At 54.3% G+C, this 20,008-nt stretch carries 19 protein-coding genes; 7 read left to right on the forward strand and 12 right to left on the reverse strand.

The genetic code is table 11. The features are described from left to right. Nucleotides 1-69: 69 nt before the first annotated feature. A complete protein-coding gene (locus OGV94_RS09295) occupies nt 70-1,428 on the forward strand; it encodes an MFS transporter (protein WP_043016633.1) in 1,359 nt (452 codons plus the stop codon). Nucleotides 1,429-1,465: 37 nt separating this feature from the next. On the opposite strand, the gene pncA is transcribed toward OGV94_RS09295, so the two are convergent. The 3 genes from pncA to sppA are packed head-to-tail and all read right to left on the reverse strand — an operon-like array spanning nt 1,466 to nt 5,046. Beyond that, nucleotides 1,466-2,104, reverse strand: a complete 639-nt coding sequence (pncA, locus tag OGV94_RS09300) for a bifunctional nicotinamidase/pyrazinamidase (RefSeq protein ID WP_043016632.1) — start codon at nt 2,102-2,104, stop codon at nt 1,466-1,468. Between the two features lie 13 nt (nt 2,105-2,117). Further along, the gene (gene ansA, locus OGV94_RS09305) at nt 2,118-3,134 is read right to left on the reverse strand and encodes an asparaginase (protein ID WP_043016631.1); all 1,017 of its coding nucleotides are present in this window, start codon (nt 3,132-3,134) and stop codon (nt 2,118-2,120) included. A gap of 55 nt (nt 3,135-3,189) precedes the next feature. Beyond that, a complete protein-coding gene (gene sppA / locus OGV94_RS09310) occupies nt 3,190-5,046 on the reverse strand; it encodes a signal peptide peptidase SppA (protein ID WP_043016630.1) in 1,857 nt (618 codons plus the stop codon). A gap of 175 nt (nt 5,047-5,221) precedes the next feature. Here sppA and OGV94_RS09315 point away from each other — a divergent pair, with 175 nt between their 5' ends. The 3 genes from OGV94_RS09315 to topB all read left to right on the forward strand — a co-directional run bounded on the left by OGV94_RS09315 (nt 5,222) and on the right by topB (nt 8,884). Next, a complete protein-coding gene (locus OGV94_RS09315; protein WP_043016629.1) occupies nt 5,222-5,773 on the forward strand; it encodes an NAD(P)H nitroreductase in 552 nt (183 codons plus the stop codon). Nucleotides 5,774-5,889: 116 nt separating this feature from the next. Further along, nucleotides 5,890-6,933: a selenide, water dikinase SelD gene (gene selD, locus OGV94_RS09320; RefSeq protein WP_043016628.1), complete on the forward strand. Its 1,044-nt coding sequence runs from the start codon at nt 5,890-5,892 to the stop codon at nt 6,931-6,933. A 4-nt stretch (nt 6,934-6,937) separates the two neighbouring features. Next, nucleotides 6,938-8,884: a DNA topoisomerase III gene (topB, locus tag OGV94_RS09325; protein ID WP_043016627.1), complete on the forward strand. Its 1,947-nt coding sequence runs from the start codon at nt 6,938-6,940 to the stop codon at nt 8,882-8,884. Between the two features lie 89 nt (nt 8,885-8,973). Here topB and gdhA read toward each other — a convergent pair whose 3' ends face one another. Beyond that, the gene (gene gdhA / locus OGV94_RS09330; protein ID WP_003832501.1) at nt 8,974-10,317 is read right to left on the reverse strand and encodes an NADP-specific glutamate dehydrogenase; all 1,344 of its coding nucleotides are present in this window, start codon (nt 10,315-10,317) and stop codon (nt 8,974-8,976) included. Between the two features lie 237 nt (nt 10,318-10,554). Between gdhA and OGV94_RS09335 the strand changes: the two genes are divergently transcribed. After that, the gene (locus tag OGV94_RS09335) at nt 10,555-10,830 is read left to right on the forward strand and encodes a YnjH family protein (RefSeq protein WP_181634639.1); all 276 of its coding nucleotides are present in this window, start codon (nt 10,555-10,557) and stop codon (nt 10,828-10,830) included. On the opposite strand, the gene OGV94_RS09340 is transcribed toward OGV94_RS09335, so the two are convergent. Beyond that, nucleotides 10,790-11,203, reverse strand: a complete 414-nt coding sequence (locus tag OGV94_RS09340; RefSeq protein WP_043016625.1) for a pyrimidine (deoxy)nucleoside triphosphate diphosphatase — start codon at nt 11,201-11,203, stop codon at nt 10,790-10,792. The two genes, OGV94_RS09335 and OGV94_RS09340, sit on opposite strands and share 41 nt — an antisense overlap. Before the next feature lie 79 nt (nt 11,204-11,282). Here OGV94_RS09340 and OGV94_RS09345 point away from each other — a divergent pair, with 79 nt between their 5' ends. Beyond that, complete coding sequence (locus tag OGV94_RS09345) at nt 11,283-11,852, forward strand: carboxymuconolactone decarboxylase family protein (protein ID WP_213733105.1); 570 nt, start codon at nt 11,283-11,285, stop codon at nt 11,850-11,852. Beyond that, on the forward strand, nt 11,845-12,468 hold the full coding sequence (locus OGV94_RS09350; protein ID WP_181231344.1) for a CDP-alcohol phosphatidyltransferase family protein: 624 nt from the start codon (nt 11,845-11,847) through the stop codon (nt 12,466-12,468). Before OGV94_RS09345 ends, OGV94_RS09350 begins: the two co-directional genes overlap by 8 nt. 44 nt (nt 12,469-12,512) lie before the next feature. Here OGV94_RS09350 and OGV94_RS09355 read toward each other — a convergent pair whose 3' ends face one another. The 7 genes from OGV94_RS09355 to xthA form a co-directional block, all read right to left on the reverse strand. Beyond that, nucleotides 12,513-13,820 (reverse strand): sulfurtransferase, encoded by a 1,308-nt coding sequence (locus tag OGV94_RS09355; RefSeq protein WP_286523187.1) that lies wholly within the window; start codon nt 13,818-13,820, stop codon nt 12,513-12,515. Nucleotides 13,821-13,907: 87 nt separating this feature from the next. After that, the gene (locus tag OGV94_RS09360) at nt 13,908-14,540 is read right to left on the reverse strand and encodes an ATP-binding cassette domain-containing protein (protein WP_043016621.1); all 633 of its coding nucleotides are present in this window, start codon (nt 14,538-14,540) and stop codon (nt 13,908-13,910) included. After that, nucleotides 14,540-16,075 (reverse strand): ABC transporter permease family protein, encoded by a 1,536-nt coding sequence (locus OGV94_RS09365; RefSeq protein WP_075146052.1) that lies wholly within the window; start codon nt 16,073-16,075, stop codon nt 14,540-14,542. Before OGV94_RS09365 ends, OGV94_RS09360 begins: the two co-directional genes overlap by 1 nt. After that, the gene (locus OGV94_RS09370; RefSeq protein WP_286523189.1) at nt 16,048-17,217 is read right to left on the reverse strand and encodes an ABC transporter substrate-binding protein; all 1,170 of its coding nucleotides are present in this window, start codon (nt 17,215-17,217) and stop codon (nt 16,048-16,050) included. The genes OGV94_RS09365 and OGV94_RS09370 overlap by 28 nt, the downstream gene beginning before the upstream one ends. 31 nt (nt 17,218-17,248) lie before the next feature. Then, on the reverse strand, nt 17,249-17,959 hold the full coding sequence (locus OGV94_RS09375) for a TVP38/TMEM64 family protein (protein ID WP_075146054.1): 711 nt from the start codon (nt 17,957-17,959) through the stop codon (nt 17,249-17,251). Next, a complete protein-coding gene (locus OGV94_RS09380) occupies nt 17,947-18,612 on the reverse strand; it encodes a TVP38/TMEM64 family protein (RefSeq protein WP_167394280.1) in 666 nt (221 codons plus the stop codon). Before OGV94_RS09380 ends, OGV94_RS09375 begins: the two co-directional genes overlap by 13 nt. A gap of 223 nt (nt 18,613-18,835) precedes the next feature. After that, nucleotides 18,836-19,642, reverse strand: a complete 807-nt coding sequence (xthA, locus tag OGV94_RS09385; protein WP_043016615.1) for an exodeoxyribonuclease III — start codon at nt 19,640-19,642, stop codon at nt 18,836-18,838. Nucleotides 19,643-20,008: the final 366 nt, after the last annotated feature.

Here is a 20,008-nt window from a genome sequence, read left to right on the forward strand (position 1 = left end):
GATGGCGCGGCAAAATTGTTTCTGCCGCGATCGCCATACTTTCTATTTAGCTGAGTTTGAGGCATCCAGATGGAAAAATGTGACCCTATCGGCGCAAGATTAGATCGCTTACCTTTATCTCGATTTCATTTTCGCATTTTCGGCATTATTAGTTTTAGTTTATTAATAACCGGTTTTCTCAGCTACTCCGGGAATGTGGTATTGGCAAAATTAGTCAGTACCGGCTGGTCAAATAATTATCTGAATGCCGCGTTTACCTCAGCGTTGATGTTCGGCTACTTTATCGGTTCACTCGGCGGTGGCTTTATTGGTGATTACTTCGGACGACGCAAAGCGTTCCGTATCAATTTGCTAATCGTCGGGGCCTCAGCCTGTGCGGCAACGTTTGTGCCCAACATGTATTGGCTTATCTTTTTCCGCTGTCTGATGGGGGTTGGAATGGGGGCGCTAATTATGGTGGGCTATGCCTCATTTACGGAATTTATTCCGCCTGAGGTGCGCGGAAAATGGTCTGCCCGCCTGTCGTTTGTCGGCAACTGGGCGCCAATGCTATCGGCGGCAATTGGCGTCGTGATTATTGCCTTTATAAGCTGGCGGGTGATGTTTTTGCTTGGTGGTATGGCAATGCTGTTGGCCTGGTATCTGTCGGGAAAATACTATATTGAATCCCCGCGTTGGCTGGCTGGTAAAGGTCAAAGAAGTGAAGCTGAAAAACATCTTTTGCAGGTGGAATCGCAAATTGAGAAAGAAAAAAACATCACTTTATCCTCCTGCCAGAATGGTTGCCTGACGGCGGACTTAAGCACGGAAAGTGGGTCATTTTGGCTCCTGTTCAAGGGGCCGATGTTGCGCTGTACGTTGGTGGCGATCACTGTGCTTATCGCGATGAATATTTCGCTCTATACCATTACGGTATGGATCCCGACGATATTTGTTAATTCAGGAATCGATGTAACGAAATCCATCTTTATGACCGCGATAATTATGATTGGCGCGCCAGTTGGAATATTTATTGCTGCGCTAATTATCGATCGTTTTCCACGGCGGTTATTTGGTTCATCCTTGTTGATTATTATCGCGCTGCTCGGGTATTTCTATTCGATTCAAACCGAAGAGTGGGCCATTCTGAGCTATGGGCTGGTGATGATCTTTTTTCTGTATATGTATGTTTGCTTTGCTTCTGCGGTGTATGTCCCTGAACTGTGGCCCACGCATCTTAGATTGCGGGGCTCGGGTTTTGTGAATGCAGTCGGAAGGATTGTCGCGGTGTTTACGCCTTATGGCGTTGCTATTTTGTTGACCCGTTACGGGTCGATTACGGTCTTTATCGTGCTAGGCGTAATGTTGGTGCTATGCGCGCTGATTCTTTTTTGTTTTGGCATCGAAACACGCAAAGTATCGCTGGAAGATATTTCAGCGCTGGCCTGAGAAAATGCGCCGACAGGAGTGACCCTGTCGGCATCGCTTACGGCTGGGTTTCCAGCCAGTCATCAAGCGTATACAGCGTTGCGCCCGCCGCCGCCATTTCCATAAAAGCCTCTGCACTGTCCTGGGGGTGAATATTGACGCCACGACAGCCGTCGGTAATCACGCTGACGGTGTAACCAAGATCGAGCGCATCCAGTACGGTGAACTTAACGCAATAGTCGGTAGCCAGCCCCATGATAATAAGCTCGGCAATGCGGTGTTCGAGCAGCCAAGCGTTCAGCGCGGTTGCCTGACGACGGCCGTTATCAAAAAAAGCACTGTAACTGTCGACCAGTAGATTCTCTCCCTTGGTGAAGGTTTGAGAAATCGCACGTTGGTTCAACAGCGGATGCAAAGCTGCCCCTTCGCTGTTTTGCACGCAATGATCGGGCCAGAACGTCTGCGCCAGGCCATCGAGTTGCCCCTGACTGTAGGGTTCGACCTGATGCTGACTGGCAAAGCTACCGTGATTCGCCGGGTGCCAGTCCAGACTGGCAACGACGGTGTCGCCGCGTACTGTGCACCAGTCAATCAGACGGTTGGCAATATCGATTGTGCTGTCGCCTTGCGGAACGGCGAGAGCGCCGCCGGCACAAAAGTCATTTTGTAAATCGACCAACAGTAAGGCTCGGGCCATGGGCATAGACTCCTTATTCGTCCGGGGTAAGCTCGCCGCGCAGATTTTGCGTCATTGCTTCACGAATGGTCTGCGTGTCCAGTCCTTGGCTCAGTAGATAGTGCAATTTGGTGAGCGTAGCCTCGACGGTCATATCCGCGCCGCCAATCACGCCAGCATGCGCCAGGGCATTCCCCGTCGCATAGCCACCCATATTTACCTTGCCGGACATACACTGGGTCAGATTCACCACCACAATGCCACGCGAACTCGCATCTTCAAGCTCTTTCAGAAATTCTTTGTTTTGTGGGGCATTGCCCACGCCGTAGGAGCGCAATATTAACGCTTTTACCGGTTGGCGCAGGAAGTTGCGCACCACATCAGCAGAGATGCCGGGATAAATGGTGACCACGCCAATTGGTTGTGGAGTAATAGGATGAACAATCAGTTCGCCTGTGCCGTGTGGGGCTGGTGGTGTACCCAGTCGACGGATATGGATCCCGGCTTCCAGCAGCGGTGCAAGGTTAGGGGAGGCAAAGGCGTCAAAACCATCGGCGTGCGCTTTAGTGGTACGGTTGCCGCGAAACAGTCGGTTGTTGAAAAACAGGGTCACTTCATTGATCGGGTAATTTGCCGCCACGTACAGCGCATTCAGCAGATTGATTTGCCCGTCTGAACGTAGCTCTGCCAGCGGGATTTGTGACCCTGTCACAATTACCGGTTTACCCAAATTCTCCAGCATGAAAGAGAGCGCTGAAGCCGTAAACGCCATGGTGTCAGTACCGTGCAGGATGACAAAACCGTCGTAATCGTCGTAGTGCGCTTTAATGTCTTCCGCAATATGCTGCCAGTCTTCAGGCGTCATGTCGGAGGAATCCATCAGCGGGACATATTCGTGGATGGTGAAGTCTGGCATCTCTGGGCGGTGGAATTCAGGCATCAACGCCAGCTGACGCTGGAGATGACCGGAAACAGGAATATAACCCTGTTCGGAGCGCTGCATACCAATGGTACCGCCGGTATAGGCAACGTAAATCGATTTCTTTTGCATGACTTATCTTCTGTCTCAAAGAAAACCCCTCTTCATCCTGAAGAGGGGTCAATAGTTAGCGAACGTTGGCGCAGGTCAGGCAAAACGCATATCGGTTTTGCGGATCGTTAAACGCGGCCAGCTTATCGCTTTCCGCTTTTACCGCGCTCGCCGCAGAAGCAAGCGGTGGCGGGAGCATGGCCTGAATGGCTTCGGGCAGCATGGCGCGAACGGAGCCTGACATGCTGTCCATCACCATATCGACGAATGTTGGTTCGTCCTGATAATACTCAATATGCCACTGTTTCAGTTTGGCAAGCTCAGCCGCTTTCGCGACGGCGTCGTCAAAATCACCGAGGCTGTCTACCAGTCCGTTGGCTTTCGCATCCTGACCGGTCCAGACGTGGCCCTGCGCGATTTTGTCAATCTGCTCAGGCGTTGTCTTACGCGCATCCGCAACCAGCGTGATAAAGCGCTTATAGCCGTTCTCAATGCTCAGTTGCATCATTTGCTGGACTTCAGACGGTAACGCTTTGGTGATGGAGATATCCGCCAGCGGGGATGTCGCCACGCCGTCGGTATGTACGCCAATAGAATCCAGACTGTTTTCGACAGTGTTGATCACACCAAAGATCCCGATTGACCCGGTCAAGGTGCTGGGGTTTGCCACAATGTAGCTGGCTGGCGTGGAGATCCAGTATCCACCAGAAGCCGCCATGCCGCCCATGGACACGACAACCGGTTTACCCGCCGCTTTTGCCGCAGCCAGTTCAGCACGAATGACTTCGGAGGCGCTGACGCTGCCGCCAGGGCTGTTCACACGCAGCACAATCGCTTTAACTTTCGGGTCGAGACGCGCTTCGCGGATCTGTGCGGCAGTGGTGTCGCCACCCACATTTCCCGGGGTTTCTTCACCGTCCATAATCGCGCCATTCGCGAAGATAACGCCAATGCTGTCTCCCGTATCCGCTGGCGTTTTCAGCGAATAATCGTAATAGCTGACGGCGCGATAGTTTTTATCCGCTTTGCTCCAGCCAAACTGTTTGGTCAGCATTTTTTCGACTTCAGCGCTGGAAGCGAGTGCATCCACCAGTTTGTTGTCGAGCGCGTATTTCGCGGTATCACCATCGACTTTCGTTAATCCGTCCAGCATCGCCTGCGCGCCAGGGAACACCTGCTGAGCTGGGATCTGGCGGTTGGCGGCGACCGTGTCGAGATAGTTCTGCCACAGCTCGCCGATCCAGCGGCTGTCCGCTTCACGCGCGGCAGGAGACATATCATCGCGGATAAACGGCTCTACGGCAGACTTATAGGTTCCGACACGGAACACGTGCGTGGAGACTTTCAGTTTGTCGAGCAGAGACTTGTAGTACAGACCGTTGGTGGCAAAGCCGTGCAGATCAACGGAACCCTGAGGAGAGAGGTAAATTTTGTTGGCAAAACTGGCGAGGTAATACTGTCCCTGGCTGAAGTTATCGCCTACGGCAAAGACCGGTTTCCCGCTGTCACGGAATTCCCGCAGCGCTTTGCCGATATACTGCATGGAGGGCTGGTCAGCCCCGGCAAAATTTTTCAGATCCATCACGATGCCGGTGATGTTGCGATCATCTTTTGCCTGACGAATGGTATTCACGATATCGAACAGGGAGTTTTCCTGCAGACGATCGGAACTGGCACCAAACAGCTGACGGCCAATCACGCTTAAACGACTGGTGCTTGAGGGTTTATCAACAATCACCCCCGAAATATCCAGCAGCAGCGCGCCTCGCTCAGCGTGTTCGCTGGTATTGCTGCTGCTGACCTGCATCCAGATGCCCACGCCAACCAGCACCAAAAAGATGAAGAACAGGTTAAGCACAAATTCACGGACGAAATTGAGTAATCGCCATGTCCATTTAAAAAATCCGGCAATAAATCGCCACAGGGTTCGCATGTATTCTCCCTACCGATTAACAACACGCCATCCCGAAATCCCGGAGAAAGGCGATAAGATGAGGCTATCGTAATGACCCGACAGGCACTTGTCAGCAGGAATCACCGCCTGTGCTGTAACAAAATCCGCTCACGTGTTAATTTTGTGAACAAATCTCATTGTTGGAGTTAAGCAAATGGATGCACTCGAATTACTTATGACCCGTCGTAGCGCCTCTCGTCTCGTCGATCCGGCCCCGGCTGGAGAGCAACTGCAAAATATTCTACGGGCGGGAATGCGCGCGCCGGACCACAAAACGCTGCAACCGTGGCAGTTCATTGTTATTGAGGGCGAGGGACGTGAACGCTTTAGTGATGTGCTGGAAAAAGGCGCGATTGCCGCAGGCAGCGATGAGAAAGCCCAGGAAAAAGCGCGCAGCGCACCGTTTCGCGCGCCGCTGATTATTACCGTGGTGGCGAAATGTGAAGAAAACGAAAAGGTTCCGTTATGGGAACAGGAAATGTCTGCCGGTTGTGCAGTGATGGCCATGCAGATGGCTGCAATTGCGCAGGGCTTTGGCGGTATCTGGCGCAGCGGCGCATTAACCGAAAGTGCGGTTGTTCGTGACGCGTTTGACTGTCGCCCGCAGGATAAAATCGTTGGTTTTCTCTATCTGGGCACACCACAGCTCAAAGCGTCCACGACGGTTAACCTTGCCGATCCGAGCGCATTCGTCCGTTATTTCTGATATCAACGGCAAAACTGTCTGGATTATGAGCAAAGACACCCGAATTCAGACAGTCACTCTTACCACATCATGGAATGAGCGCTACCATATCCGGATTGCAATGACAGGAGATGTCCATGAGCGAGCAAGCTATTCGTTTAACGCAATACAGCCACGGAGCCGGTTGCGGTTGTAAAATTTCCCCAAAAGTGCTGGAAACCATTCTGCACAGCGAGCAGGCGAAGTTTGTTGATCCGAACTTACTGGTGGGTAATGAAACCCGAGACGACGCGGCCGTATACGATCTGGGGAACGGCACCAGCGTTATCAGCACCACCGATTTCTTTATGCCGATTGTCGATAATCCGTTTGATTTTGGCCGCATCGCTGCGACTAACGCCATCAGCGATATTTTCGCAATGGGCGGCAAACCGATTATGGCAATTGCTATTCTGGGCTGGCCGCTGGATAAGCTGGCGCCGGAAATCGCTCGCGAAGTTACCGAAGGCGGACGCTTTGCCTGCCGTCAGGCGGGTATTGCGCTGGCGGGCGGCCACTCTATCGATGCCCCAGAACCTATCTTTGGCCTTGCGGTAACCGGCATTGTGCCGACCGAACGCGTGAAGAAAAACAGCACCGCCGAGGCCGGATGTAAGTTGTTCCTGACCAAGCCGCTGGGTATTGGCGTCCTGACTACCGCAGAGAAAAAATCGCTGCTGAAAGACGAACACAAAGGACTGGCGACGGAAGTGATGTGCCGGATGAACATTGCAGGGGCGGCATTCGCCGATATCGACGGCGTGAAAGCCATGACCGACGTTACCGGTTTTGGTCTGCTGGGACATCTGAGCGAGATGTGTCAGGGCGCTGGCGTTCAGGCGCAGATCGTCTACCAGGATATTCCTAAGCTTCCTGGCGTTGAAGAATACATCGCGCAGGGCGCGGTGCCGGGCGGAACCCAGCGTAACTTTGCCAGCTACGGACACCTGATGGGTGAAATGCCGCAGTCGGTACGCGATCTGCTCTGCGATCCGCAAACTTCTGGTGGTCTGCTGCTGGCGGTAACGCCGGAAGCTGAAGCCGAAGTGAAAGCGGCGGCAGCGCAGTTTGGCATCGACCTCACCGCGATTGGTGAGTTAGTGGAAGCTCGTGGCGGTCGCGCCATGGTTGAGATCCGTTAACTCGATGCGGTTGTTTATTGCCGAAAAACCGAGTCTGGCGCGCGCTATCGCCGATGTGCTGCCGAAGCCGCATCGCAAAGGTGACGGTTTTATTGAATGCGGAAACGGACAAGTGGTGACCTGGTGCATTGGTCACCTGCTTGAGCAGGCGCAGCCAGATGCCTACGACAGTCGCTATGCTCGCTGGAGTCTGGTCGATCTGCCGATTGTCCCGGAAAAGTGGCAACTGCAGCCGCGTCCCTCGGTGACCAAACAGCTCAATGTCATTAAGCGCTTTTTACATGAGGCCAGCGAAGTCATTCACGCAGGTGACCCCGACCGTGAAGGACAACTGCTGGTGGATGAGGTACTTGATTACCTGCAACTGGCCCCTGAAAAGCGCCAGCAGGTGCAACGCTGCCTGATTAACGACCTCAACCCGCAGGCCGTCGAGCGGGCTATTGAGCGCCTGCGCGCCAACAGTGAGTTCATTCCGCTGTGCGTGTCGGCACTGGCGCGGGCGCGGGCGGACTGGCTGTACGGTATCAATATGACGCGCGCTTACACCATTCTTGGGCGTAACGCGGGCTATCAGGGCGTACTTTCGGTCGGGCGCGTACAAACGCCGGTGCTCGGCCTGGTTGTGCGTCGCGATGAAGAGATTGAAAACTTCGTCGCCAAAGATTTCTTCGAGGTAAAAGCGCATATCGTGACGCCTGCCGATGAGCGATTTACCGCTATCTGGCAACCGAGCGAAGCGTGTGAGCCGTATCAGGATGAAGAAGGGCGCTTGCTGAATCGTACCCTGGCTGAACACGTGGTAAACCGCATTAACGGCCAGCCGGCGATAGTCACCAGTTATAACGATAAACGGGAATCAGAATCTGCGCCGCTGCCGTTTTCGCTGTCGGCGTTGCAGATTGAAGCGGCGAAACGCTTTGGCTTAAGTGCGCAAAACGTTCTGGATATCTGCCAGAAGCTGTATGAAACCCATAAGCTGATTACCTATCCGCGTTCGGATAGCCGTTATCTGCCGGAAGAACACTTTGCCGGACGTCACGCGGTGTTGAACGCGATTAGCGTTCATGCCCCCGATTTGCTCCCGCAACCAGCGGTCAATCCTGATACGCGAAACCGCTGCTGGGACGATAAAAAAGTGGATGCGCACCACGCCATCATTCCTACCGCACGCAGTTCGTCCATCAACCTGAACGATAACGAAGCGAAAATTTACAACCTGATTGCCCGTCAGTATCTGATGCAGTTCTGTGCGGACGCGGTCTTCAGGAAGTGCGTTATTGAGTTGGATATCGCCAAAGGAAAGTTTGTCGCCAAAGCGCGTTTTCTGGCGGAGGCCGGATGGCGCACGCTGCTTGGCAACAAAGAGCGCGATGAAGATAACGACGGGACGCCGCTGCCGGTGGTGGCAAAAGACGATGAGCTGCTGTGCGAAAAAGGCGAAGTGGTTGAACGTCAGACCCAGCCCCCGCGGCACTTTACTGATGCCACGCTGCTGTCAGCGATGACCGGGATTGCGCGCTTTGTGCAGGATAAAGATCTGAAAAAGATCCTGCGTGCCACGGATGGATTAGGAACGGAAGCGACGCGCGCCGGGATTATCGAGCTGCTTTTTAAACGCGGATTCCTGGTAAAAAAAGGGCGTTATATCCATTCTACCGACGCGGGAAAAGCGCTGTTTCACTCGCTGCCCGAAATGGCGACGCGTCCGGACATGACCGCGCACTGGGAATCTATCCTGACCCAAATAAGTGAAAAGCAGTGTCGTTATCAGGACTTCATGCAGCCGTTGGTGGGAACGCTGTATCAGCTTATCGATCAGGCGCGCAGCACGCCGGTACGACGCTTCCGTGGCATTGCCGCTCCGGGCGGTAGTGGTGGCGATAAGAAAAAGAGCGCGCCGCGTAAACGTACGGCGAAAAAAAGCCCGCCATCCGAAGAGGCAGGCGTGTAAGTCTGTAGGCCTGATAAGCGTAGCGCCATCAGGCTTTGCCGGATGCGGCACTCGCGCCTTATCCGGCCTACGGATCTACAGAGACAATATTAAATCACACCCTGGCCCAACATCGCGTCGGCAACTTTCACGAATCCCGCGATGTTGGCGCCACGTACGTAGTTGGTTTGCTTGCTTTCGCCGCCATACTCGACGCAGGCATGGTGAATATCCAGCATGATGTGATGCAGACGCGCATCCACTTTCTCCGCCTTCCAGCCCAGACGAGCGGCGTTTTGCGCCATTTCCAGACCAGATGTCGCTACGCCACCGGCGTTGGCTGCTTTACCCGGTGCGAACAGGACGCCCGCTTCGAGGAACAGGTCGGTGGCTTCGATGGTGGTCGGCATGTTGGCCCCTTCGGCGACAGCTTTCACACCGTTGGCGATCAGCACGCGCGCCGCATCGACATCCAGTTCGTTCTGAGTGGCGCACGGCAGGGCGATATCAACCGGAACCGACCACGGCTGTTTGCCTTCCAGATAGGTCAGGCCAAACTCACGAGCGTAATCCGCCACGCGACCGTCACGGCTGTCTTTGATCGCGCACAGACGCGCCAGTTTTTCTTTGGTAAAGCCGCTTTCGTCAACCACGGTACCGCTGGAATCGGAAGCGGTAACGACGCGGGCGCCAAACTCCATAGCTTTTTCAATGGCGAATTGCGCCACGTTACCGGAACCAGAGACCGCTACGCGCATGCCTTCAAAGCCCAGACCATGGCGTTTCAGCATTGCTTCGGTAAAGTACACCAGGCCGTAGCCGGTGGCTTCCGGGCGAATCAGGCTGCCGCCAAAAGAGAGACCTTTACCGGTAAAGACGCAGGCGCTGTTGTTGGACAGTTTTTTCATCATCCCGGCCATAAAGCCGACTTCACGACCGCCCACCCCGATATCGCCCGCCGGAACGTCGGTATCGGGGCCTAAATGGCGGAACAGTTCGGTCATCAGCGCCTGGCAGAAGCGCATGATTTCGCCTTCGCTTTTTCCTTTCGGATCGAAATCGCTCCCGCCTTTACCACCGCCCATTGGTAACGTGGTGAGGGCGTTCTTAAACGTCTGCTCGAAGCCAAGGAATTTCAGGATCGACAGATTCACGGAAGGGTGAAAACGCATACCGCCTTTGTACGGGCCAATGGCGGAGCTGAACTGCACACGCCACGCGCGGTTAACCTGTACCTGATTGCGATCGTCCAGCCAGACTACGCGGAACTGGATCACGCGCTCCGGTTCAACCAGACGTTCCAGCAATGACATCTGACGATAACGTGGGTTTTGTTCGAGGAAGGGCCACAGTGTCGTCATTACCTCACGAACGGCTTGCGCGAACTCGGTCTGATTCGGGTCGCGCTTTTGCACATGGTTAAGGAATGACTCCAGAGAACATGTCTGATCCATAGATATAAGAACCTCTTATGTATTGATATGGTTATATTTTTGATTTTTGTGTTAAGTGTTTTGCAGTTTTTGACTATAACATCAGCAGTGTGACGGGACGCAAGAAAAAATTAACCCCGCTAAGTAAATTAATATTGCGCCGCGGGTCATAACCAAAAACGATGACGGAAGGGGCTAAAGTTTCTGCCGATTTATACCGTTATACTGAGCATAACTGTCAGTCAAAAAGGAAAGAATATGCGCCGTTTAATCGTGGCAGGAGCGTTGGCAATAATGTCCAGCGCGACGCTGGCAAATCAGCTTTATCGCCCGGACGTGCAGGTGAATGTGCCGCCGGAAGTGTTCAGTTCCAGCGGTCAGCGGGCGCAACCCTGTAGTCAGTGCTGTATTTATCAGGATCAAAACTACTCAGAAGGGGCGGTGATTAAGGCGGATGGCGTTCTGTTGCAGTGCCAGCGTGATGATAACACGATCAGCACGAATCCGCTGGTCTGGCGGCGCGTAAAAGGATAAACGCTTCTAACAACGGGATATCGGCAGGCGCCAGCGGATAACGCAGCGCCTCTTCGGGTGAACACCAGACGATATCCTGATGCTCATACGCCTTCAGTTCTCCCTGATATGACGGCACATGCCAGGCATGTAAGTGAATCAGTCGGCCTGAAACCTCGCGTTGATGGCTGGCAATGTAGCGCCCAACGACCGCCTCGATGCCCAACTCTTCACGCAGTTCACGGACCAGCGCCTCGGGCTGACTTTCGCCAGACTCAACCTTACCGCCGGCAAACTCCCACATACCTGACTGATCCGCATGCTGCGGACGTTGAGCCAGTAAAATTTTGCCATCACGTTCTATGATAGCGGCGACCACGTCGAGGGTTTTCATTATATTCATCAAGATCTAACGGCAGAAAGTGACATACTATCGTTATCTTCGTTTTATCTAAAGTATTCAGGAGCAACCGTTGAACGATCCTCAGTCGTGGGTAAAACCGTTAACGCGTATCCCTTTCAGTTTAAAACCGCTCGTTGCGACGCAGAAAAAGCATTATGGCGATGTGCTGCATCCCACGCGCTGGTGGGGGCGGATGCCATTTCTGTTCTGGCTGGTAGCGCTGTTTGTTGGATTTCTGGAGCGTAAAAAGGCGCGCTTAACGCCGGTGATGCGCGCATTGCTAATGACCCGCGTATCTCAGGTGTGCCACTGCGCTTTCTGCATTGATGCCAACAGTTTACGGCTGGCTGAACGCTGCGGCGCGCTGGATAAAGTCTTGCAGGTTGCCAACTGGCAAGAATCGACGCTGTTCAGTGCAGAAGAGCGCGTAGCGCTGGCCTATGCGGATGCGGTGACCGCAACGCCTCCACAGATTGACGATGCGCTGAAAGCGCAGATGAAGCAGTATTTTACCGATACCGCGATTACTGAAATGACCGCGCTGATTGCGTTTCAAAATCTCTCGGCGCGTTTTAATGCCGCACTCGATATCCCCTCCCAGGGACTGTGCGACAGTTTTAAAGGACGCCCGCATGCTTGACCGTCATCTTCACCCGCGATTAAAACCGCTTTTGCATCGCTGCGTGGGGGTCATTGATAAACCCGCGATTACCCCAGACGGACTTACGCTCGTCGGTTTTGCCATTGGTGTGCTGGCGTTGCCATTTCTGGCGCTAGGCTGGTATCTGGCGGCGCTGGTGGCCATTGTGCTCAATCGGCTGTTTGATGGGCTGGATGGGGCGCTGGCTCGGCGTAGAGGGCTTACCGATGCGGGAGGATTTCTCGATATCTCGCTTGATTTTCTGTTTTACGCTTTAGTGCCGTTTGGTTTTATTCTTGCCGCACCGGCGCAAAATGCGCTGGCAGGCGGCTGGCTGCTGTTCGCGTTTATTGGCACCGGCAGCAGCTTTCTGGCCTTCGCCGCGCTGGCGGCTAAGCATCAGATAGATAACCCTGGCTACGCGCATAAATCGTTTTATTATCTGGGCGGACTAACCGAAGGAACCGAGACGATTATGCTGTTTGTGTTGGGATGTCTGTTCCCGGACTATTTCGCTGTGATGGCGTGGGTCTTTGGCGCGCTGTGCTGGATGACGACGTTCACCCGAATCTGGAGCGGATATCTGACGCTGAAAGCGGTTCAGCGTCAGGCGTAATGTATTGCGTTGCCGGATGCGCTTATCCGGCAATCGTGACCATTTTACTTGCTGGCGTCCGGACCCCGTTCACCGCGGGCAACCGGGTTTTTCGGATTGCTGCTCCACTCGTACCAGCCGCCGTCGTAAACAGAGACGTTTTTCCAGCCCATCGCGCGGGCATACATAAACGTTTCTGAAGCACGCCAGCCGGTGCCGCAGTAGAAAGAAACCTGCTGGTCTGGCGTGATATTCCACTGTTTCCACATGGCGGCGATGTCATCCGCGCTGCGCATGGTGCCATCCGGATTATGGAAATCTTCCATATGCGTGGAATCGCTGCCTGCGTGGCCCCAGCGTGCGCCTGCGATCTCACCTTTTGGCTTGATGTAGCTATAGCCGCTGGTAGTACCGATAAACTCCGGCCATGAACGAATGCTCACCAACGACGCATCCTGTCGATGCAGCAGGCCGCGAGCCTGTTCCATATTCAGCATCAACTGCGGCTGGGCAGGAATTTTTACGCCGAAATCAGGTTCTGGCTTCACCGTCGGCGGAGTACCACGTTCGACCGGTAAACCTGAGTCGGACCAGGTTTGCCAGCCGCCGTCGAGTAGACGAACATCTTTCACGCCTGCGTACAGCATAATTTGCGCCACGCGCGCGGCGGCATAAACATCGCGTCCATATAAAATCACCGTAGTGTCGTGGCGAACACCGTGTTTCGCCAGCATCGCTTTGAGCTGCTCGTCGGAAACTTTATTCCACAGTGGTTCGCTTTCGACTTCGTTGGTATCAATATAGCCCGCACCGGGGATATGGCTCAGCAGATACAACTTCGGCGCGCCCCAGGCGGCTTCAATCACTTTCCAGTCACCGGTCGGTTTGGCAGTCACGTCTTTACCCTGCTGCAGGTCGAGCAGCCACTGCGGGTAAACCAGTTGTTCGAAGTGCGGCAGACGTTGCAGACGGGCAGGGTCCGTAAGCGCATCGCTGAGGGTTGAGATATGGCTAAAGCCGACTTTCTGCAGGCGAGATTTGACGGCCTGCATGTCGCTATCGCTGCCATACAGCGCCACCGGCGCGTCGGTTTTCAGCTGATGTGACTTAACCCAGGCGCTGAGTTGTGCATCATTCATCGTGTCGAGCCAGGCGGCAGACAGGTTCAGCGCGGAAGGTTCGTGTCCTGAAGGACCATTGAGCGACTGCGGCCAGCCGTTGTAAAAAGCGCTCTGACGGGTATCGATCGCCGCGCCTTGCTTTTGCTGTAACTGGTTGAGGGTGAGCGTTTGTGCTGTTTCAGCAGCCCAGGATGAAGCGCAAGCGAGCCCTAAAGCCAGTGCCAGCGCGGTCATTTGAGAAACACGTTTCATCGAATAGCCCGACGTTGAAAAAAGAGGACGACATTCTGTGCCGCCAGTGAAGTAAAAACCTTGCGTTAACGCAGCATATCGCTACATTCACGCCCAGCTTTCCATCTGTAATACACGGCCTGCGGGCGGAACGTCCTGCGCGTCATGGGTAACCTGGACCACCGGTATACCCAGCTTACGGACTTCAGTGAAGACCCACTGGCGAAAGGTATCGCGCAGTGACGCATCCAGCCTGCTAAAGGGTTCATCGAGTAACAGCGCCTGAGGCTGCGCCAGCAGCGCGCGAAGCAGGGCGACCCGCGAACGCTGCCCACCGGAGAGCGAAGCCGGATCGCGTGAATAAAATCCTGCCAGGTCCGCGCGCGCGAGGGCGCTTTCTACCTCATGACGCCTGGCGGGACCTTGCAGACTGGCGGGTAAGGCCAGCAGTAAATTCTGCCCAACGCTGAAATGGTCAAACAGCAGCGCATCCTGGAACAGGATGCCAATCTGGCGCTGCGCGGTAGGCAGGGTGTCAATGCGTCGTTCGTTGAGCCACAGTTCGCCTGACGCCTGAAACTGAGGAGACAGCGCTCCGATCATCCACGAAAATAGCGAAGACTTTCCGCTGCCGGAAGGCCCCATAATAGTGACAATGTCACTTTTATTTACCTGAAAATTCACGTCCTTTACCAGCGCTGTCGCGCCCTGGTACAACGAAACGTCTCGTACGGTAAGCATTAGCGGAGTCCTTGTCGAAAGCGGCCAATCCACGCAGCGAGAAACGCCGTGAGTGCGAAAACTAACAGTGGTAACAGAAGCTGCCATAATGCCTGGGTAGCCAGAATCGCGGTGCTACCACCGCTGCTTAATGCCACCGCTTCGGTGGTCAGCGTCGGATAGCGTCCGGCACCTAACCACAGCGTCGGCATATACTGGGCAATACTGACTGAGAATCCTACCGCGAAGGCAATCAGCGCCGGGCGCACTAGCAGTGGGCATTTCACCTGCCAGAATATCCGCCCCCGCGTCCAGCCCAGCGTTTGTGCAATCAAAATCAATCGCGGATCAATGCGTTGCCACGCCGGTTTGAGAACAAACAGCATCCATGGCATCACCCACAGCAGGTGGCCCCAGATAATGGTCGTCATCAGCCCATCCTGTCCGCCATATAATGCCAACAGGTACTGTCCGGTCACCAGCGGCAGCGCAGGCAAAATGAGCGGTAGCCAGACCCAGCGGTGTCCGGTTTGTGGACCCCATTCCAGCCAGGCAAACAGTATCAGCAGCGCCAGCACGCTGGAAAGGAGTCCCAGTTGCAGGCTGTTGCTGAGCGCCTCGCTGTTTAGCGAGGAATAGTTGGCGAGAAGCGCCAGCACCAGCGCACATACCACACCGCTCAGGGGTAAAAGCTGTACCAGCGGGCGTGCGGCCGTAGCGGATGAAAAACGCAGGCGTTCACCGTTTACTGCCGGAATAGTGCGTCGCCAGATGCGCCAGAACAAATAACCCGCCAGCGCAATAATGAGAAGTAACAACACCAGCAGCAGGCTGGCGAGCGCACCTTTAGCCTGCTGTTCAACATCGCCCTGACTGAGCCATTGCCAGCTCAATACGGCAAGCGTTGGCGGATTGCCGGGGCCAAGAACGATTGCCACATCCACAACGGAGAGTGACCAGGCGACAATCGCCAGCATAGCTTTGCCCAACGCCGGGGCGATAGCGGGCAGAACCAGCCACTTCAGGCATTGCAGTCGGCTGTAACCCAGCGAATCCAGCACGATAACCTGCTGCGAAAGTTGTTTTTCACTTAGCAGGGCCGAGAGGATCCATAACAAAAAGGCGCTCTCTTTCACGGCCAGCGTTACGCCAAGTCCAATGCCGTAGCGATCCGGCTGGGGGCTGAAAAACGCAAGCCATTGCCAGAGCAGGCCGCCTTCGGCAAAAACTAACAGCACGCTGGTGGCAAAGGCAACGTGCGGAATTGCCAGCAGCCAGGGAAGACGCGTATACAGACGTACCCAGCCAGCGCCGGGCCACAGGGCGAGGATTGCCAGCAGAGCGATGAGCAGCGCGCCGCCAGCCGCGAGGATTACGGAAACCAGCGTTGCCAGTAACGCCTGCGGGAATTGAGGATCGGTGACTAGCGCCTGCCAGTGTGCGGTGTTAAGCGCCGGTGCTATCAGCGACAATGCCGCTGGCGCCAGCGGCAGATAAACTGCCGCCATAATGGCCCAGAGTAGCAGTATTAATGCGTACCGTAGCGGCGTAGCCATTCTTGTTCCAGAGCGTTTACCCAGGCTGCATGCGGTTCTGGCAGTACGGCAGGGAGTCCTTGCGGGATCCGCGCCAGCAACGCATTACGCTGTTCGACAGGTAATTTTTGTGGATCAAGCACCGAAGGATCTCCCCAGATAGTCGGGTCGGCTTTGCGCAGTTGCGCTTCGGGCGAAAGCAGGTAGTTTGCCACGACTTTCGCTCCGGCGCTGGCGCGCGCATTCGCCGGAATGGTGACAAAATGCACGTTGCCGAGCATGCCCTGTGAGAAACCAAAACTATAGCTGCTTTTGGGCAATTCGCCGCTGGCCACTTTTTGCTGTGCGTGGGCAGGGTTAAAGGTTATTGATAAACGCAGAACGCCACTATTAAGCAGCGCATCCATTCGTGCAGGCGTGGGCGGAAAGTCTTTGCCTTCGCGCCAGAGTGCAGGATGCAACGCATCAAGATAGTGCCATAACGGGGCAGTAACGTCGGCGAAGGTGGTTGCATCAGGAGCGATTTTCAACGCTTGCGGTTTGGTGGTGAGCGATAGTAACAACTGCTCAAGAAACGCTGTTCCGGTAAAATCTGGCGGGCGCGGATAGGTCACGGTACCGGGGTGCGCCTGCGCGAACTCCAGAAGCGCCTGCGGGGATTGCGGCGGCTGCGCGGTGAGATCGCGCCTGGCAATAAAGGTTAGCTGGGCGCCGCCCCACGGTGATTCAGCCCCCTCCGTTGGAACGGAGAAATCTTCCGTCACCGGTTTTTGGGTATCAACATAGCGCCAGTTAGGCAGCGTTTGCGCCCACTGAGTTTGCAGCAGTCCGGCTTCTTTCAGCGTACGGAAGTTTTCGCCGTTAACCCACAGTAAATCTACAGAGCCACCGGTTTTTCGCCCGGATGTCGCTTCCGTCTGAATGCGTTTTACGGCGTCGGCAGCATCCGCCAGGCGCACGATTTTTAGGTTAATGGCGTAGTGCGTTTTCATCTCACCGCTAACCCAGTCGAGATACTGATTAACTGCATTGTCGCCACCCCAGGCGTTGAACCACACCGTCTGACCGCGGGCATCTTTTTTGATTTGCTGCCAGTTGGCGTCCTGGGCAAACGTCGCCAGCGGGCAGAGCAACAAACTCAGGCACAATAAGCAGTAACGCATAATATCTCCATTGCTAAAAATGGGGGAAGTCTCAGGTTTTTTTCCGTTGATGCTCAAGATAAAGGCTTCTCGCCACGGATATCACTACGCTCAGGGCGAACAGAATGAACAGGCCGGTAACAAACCAAAATGTGCCGCCGGTTAACAGGCTACCCGCCCACGAATAGACGATAGTGGCAGGTAATTGTCCGATGCCGGTGGCGATGAAAAAATGGCGAAAGCGAATCGAGGTCAGGCCTGCTGCATAACTTACCGGGTCGAAGGGCACAAAAGGTAACAGGCGACAGATCAGAATTGTGTGCTTGCCATAGCGCTCGAAAAAAGCGTCCATGCTGTTCAGCACCGTTTTTCCGGTCAGTTTCTCCACCGCGCCGCGACCTAAAACGCGGGCAATAAAAAAGCACAGCGCCGCACCCACCATCGCGCTGCTCCAGGACAGTACGCCGCCCCAAAATGCGCCAAACAGTGAGGCATTGGCAAACGTAATAACAAAGGCAGGAAGGGGCGCGACGATGGCCTGCAGGATCATCAGGAAGAACGACACGACCGCGGCCTGGGTTCCGTAAGAACGAATGAAGTTCTCAACAGCATGCTGATCGAGCGTAGCAAACGCTGCCAGGCTGGCGTGGAGAAAGTCGCTCACGCCTGGTATCCACGCCCATGCGATTAGCGCGAGCAGCAGCAGAGCAAGCAAGCTTACCCGGTAATAGCGTGTCAGCCGCGGTGTATTCATTTTGAACATTTACCCGCGCACTCATGCCGGGACGACGGATCGATATGCTTATACCTGGCCCAGGCTTTGGCGGCCTGAACGAGGGCGAATAACACCAGCCCCGCAATGCTGAGCGTACCGATAAATGCCCAGCTAATCCCTTCGCTGGCCAGTTCGTGCGACATCAGCGTATAAATGAAGATGCCGGGCAAGGTGGTTACCGCAGATATCACGGTAAATGACCAGAACGGAATCGCCGTCAGCCCATAAGCGTAGTTTTGAATGTTATAGGGGAACAGCGGCACGAGCCGGGTCAGGATCAGAAAGTCTACTCCGCTATGCGCAATGCCTTTTTCGATAGCCTGAAACGTCGCTGTGTGCCCAACGTATTTTTGCAGTAGATCCCGACCAAGCCAGCGAGCCAGCAAAAACGACAGCGCCGAGGCAACGGTTGCCGCCACTAACGAGATGAGCGTTCCTGTCACGGGACCAAATAGCACCCCACCGACGATCACCAGGATACTGCCTGGGATCAGACACAGCGCAGCAACAATAAACAACAGGATATAAAGCGTATAGCCGAACATACCGCTTTGGCGGATGACGTCTCGTAAATGATGGAAATTGGTTATCAGGTCGGTCAGACCATAATGATGGAAAACTCCCGCCAGAACGCAGAACAGGACCGCGACAATCAGCAGCCGGTATTCTGCTTTATGCGAACTTCTTTTTCATGGGGGTTCTCCTGTAAAACCGAGTGCAATGCAGCATTTTCGTCAGCGAAAAGTGCGCGGGAAGATATAATAAATTCCCGGCCGTAACAATGTATTACCGTCGCTTTATTGATTTTGCACAGAATAAACAGACTCTCCAGGCCGGGCCCGGAGAGTGAAAAGACGCAGAAGGTCAGACGCGGAATTTAGCCCATACAGGCGCATGATCGGACGGTTTTTCCATGCTGCGAATTTCATAGTCGATGCCGGTTTCTTCGCAGCGCTCCGCCAGTGGGTTGCTCGCCAGCAGAAGATCGATACGCAGGCCACGGTTATCGTCAAAGCCTTTTGAGCGGTAATCAAACCACGAGAACTGGTCGTTCTTTTCAGGATAAGCGTGGCGATAGGTATCTACCAGACCCCAGCCCAGCAGGCGCTCCATCCACTCGCGCTCTTCCGGCAGGAAGGAACATTTACCGGTCCGCAGCCAGCGTTTACGGTTCTCTTCGCCGATGCCGATATCGAGGTCGGTAGGGCTGATATTCATATCGCCCATGATCAACACCGGATTGTCGCGTTTCAGTTCTGTCTCCAGATAGTTTTGTAGGTTCTGATAAAACGCGGCTTTGGCCGGGAATTTAGTTTCATGGTCACGGCTTTCGCCCTGCGGGAAATAGCCGTTGATCACCGTGATGCTGCCCAGCGGGGATGGAATTTCCGCCATGATGATACGACGCTGCGCTTCCTCGCCATCGCCGGGGAAGCCACGACGCACCGCGATTGGCGTTTCTTTCGTTAACAGCGCCACGCCGTAATGACCTTTCTGTCCATGATAAAAGACGTTGTAACCGAGCTTTGCTACCTCTTCGAGAGGGAACATATCGTCGTGGACCTTTGTCTCCTGTAAGCCAATAACATCCGGTTGGTGTTTTTCGACAATGGCTGCCAGTTGATGGGGACGGGCGCGCAGGCCGTTGATATTAAAAGAGACAAATTTCATAGTCGCTGCCACTTTGCAAGATGAATAGTGCAAGGATGGTAGCAGAATTTCCGCAGGCTGACTGCTTCTTGTCACCTGATTCCAACAATGATTGCTAATGGCGTTAACGATGGAGCAAAAACTGCACCGTTTTGGCGCGAAGCGCGTCGGAATAGGGCAATAATTTCCGATAAATTTCGTATACGATCACAATTTCAGAATTATATTTGGCGACTGAATAAAACTGCGTTTTTTCCTCTGTTTAGTCGCCGGATGCGCAAACATATTCACTTTATATGCACATATAGTGAATATCGCCACGTTGTAACCTGTTGATATTCCGTTACCAACCTCTGTTTATGCACTTTTTTCGCTGGCTGGCACGAA

Origin of the sequence: Citrobacter sp. Ce006, assembly GCF_030336535.1 — a bacterium.
GTDB lineage: Bacteria > Pseudomonadota > Gammaproteobacteria > Enterobacterales > Enterobacteriaceae > Citrobacter > Citrobacter europaeus.

Excerpts from the sequence above, each read along its gene's own strand:
- OGV94_RS09295 (WP_043016633.1), top strand. The coding sequence starts at position 70 with ATGGAAAAATGTGACCCTATCGGCGCAAGATTAGATCGCTTACCTTTA.
- pncA (WP_043016632.1), bottom strand. The coding sequence starts at position 2,104 with ATGGCCCGAGCCTTACTGTTGGTCGATTTACAAAATGACTTTTGTGCC.
- ansA (WP_043016631.1), bottom strand. The coding sequence starts at position 3,134 with ATGCAAAAGAAATCGATTTACGTTGCCTATACCGGCGGTACCATTGGT.
- sppA (WP_043016630.1), bottom strand. The coding sequence starts at position 5,046 with ATGCGAACCCTGTGGCGATTTATTGCCGGATTTTTTAAATGGACATGG.
- OGV94_RS09315 (WP_043016629.1), top strand. The coding sequence starts at position 5,222 with ATGGATGCACTCGAATTACTTATGACCCGTCGTAGCGCCTCTCGTCTC.
- selD (WP_043016628.1), top strand. The coding sequence starts at position 5,890 with ATGAGCGAGCAAGCTATTCGTTTAACGCAATACAGCCACGGAGCCGGT.
- topB (WP_043016627.1), top strand. The coding sequence starts at position 6,938 with ATGCGGTTGTTTATTGCCGAAAAACCGAGTCTGGCGCGCGCTATCGCC.
- gdhA (WP_003832501.1), bottom strand. The coding sequence starts at position 10,317 with ATGGATCAGACATGTTCTCTGGAGTCATTCCTTAACCATGTGCAAAAG.
- OGV94_RS09335 (WP_181634639.1), top strand. The coding sequence starts at position 10,555 with ATGCGCCGTTTAATCGTGGCAGGAGCGTTGGCAATAATGTCCAGCGCG.
- OGV94_RS09340 (WP_043016625.1), bottom strand. The coding sequence starts at position 11,203 with ATGAAAACCCTCGACGTGGTCGCCGCTATCATAGAACGTGATGGCAAA.
- OGV94_RS09350 (WP_181231344.1), top strand. The coding sequence starts at position 11,845 with ATGCTTGACCGTCATCTTCACCCGCGATTAAAACCGCTTTTGCATCGC.
- OGV94_RS09355 (WP_286523187.1), bottom strand. The coding sequence starts at position 13,820 with ATGAAACGTGTTTCTCAAATGACCGCGCTGGCACTGGCTTTAGGGCTC.
- OGV94_RS09360 (WP_043016621.1), bottom strand. The coding sequence starts at position 14,540 with ATGCTTACCGTACGAGACGTTTCGTTGTACCAGGGCGCGACAGCGCTG.
- OGV94_RS09365 (WP_075146052.1), bottom strand. The coding sequence starts at position 16,075 with ATGGCTACGCCGCTACGGTACGCATTAATACTGCTACTCTGGGCCATT.
- OGV94_RS09370 (WP_286523189.1), bottom strand. The coding sequence starts at position 17,217 with ATGCGTTACTGCTTATTGTGCCTGAGTTTGTTGCTCTGCCCGCTGGCG.
- OGV94_RS09375 (WP_075146054.1), bottom strand. The coding sequence starts at position 17,959 with ATGTTCAAAATGAATACACCGCGGCTGACACGCTATTACCGGGTAAGC.
- xthA (WP_043016615.1), bottom strand. The coding sequence starts at position 19,642 with ATGAAATTTGTCTCTTTTAATATCAACGGCCTGCGCGCCCGTCCCCAT.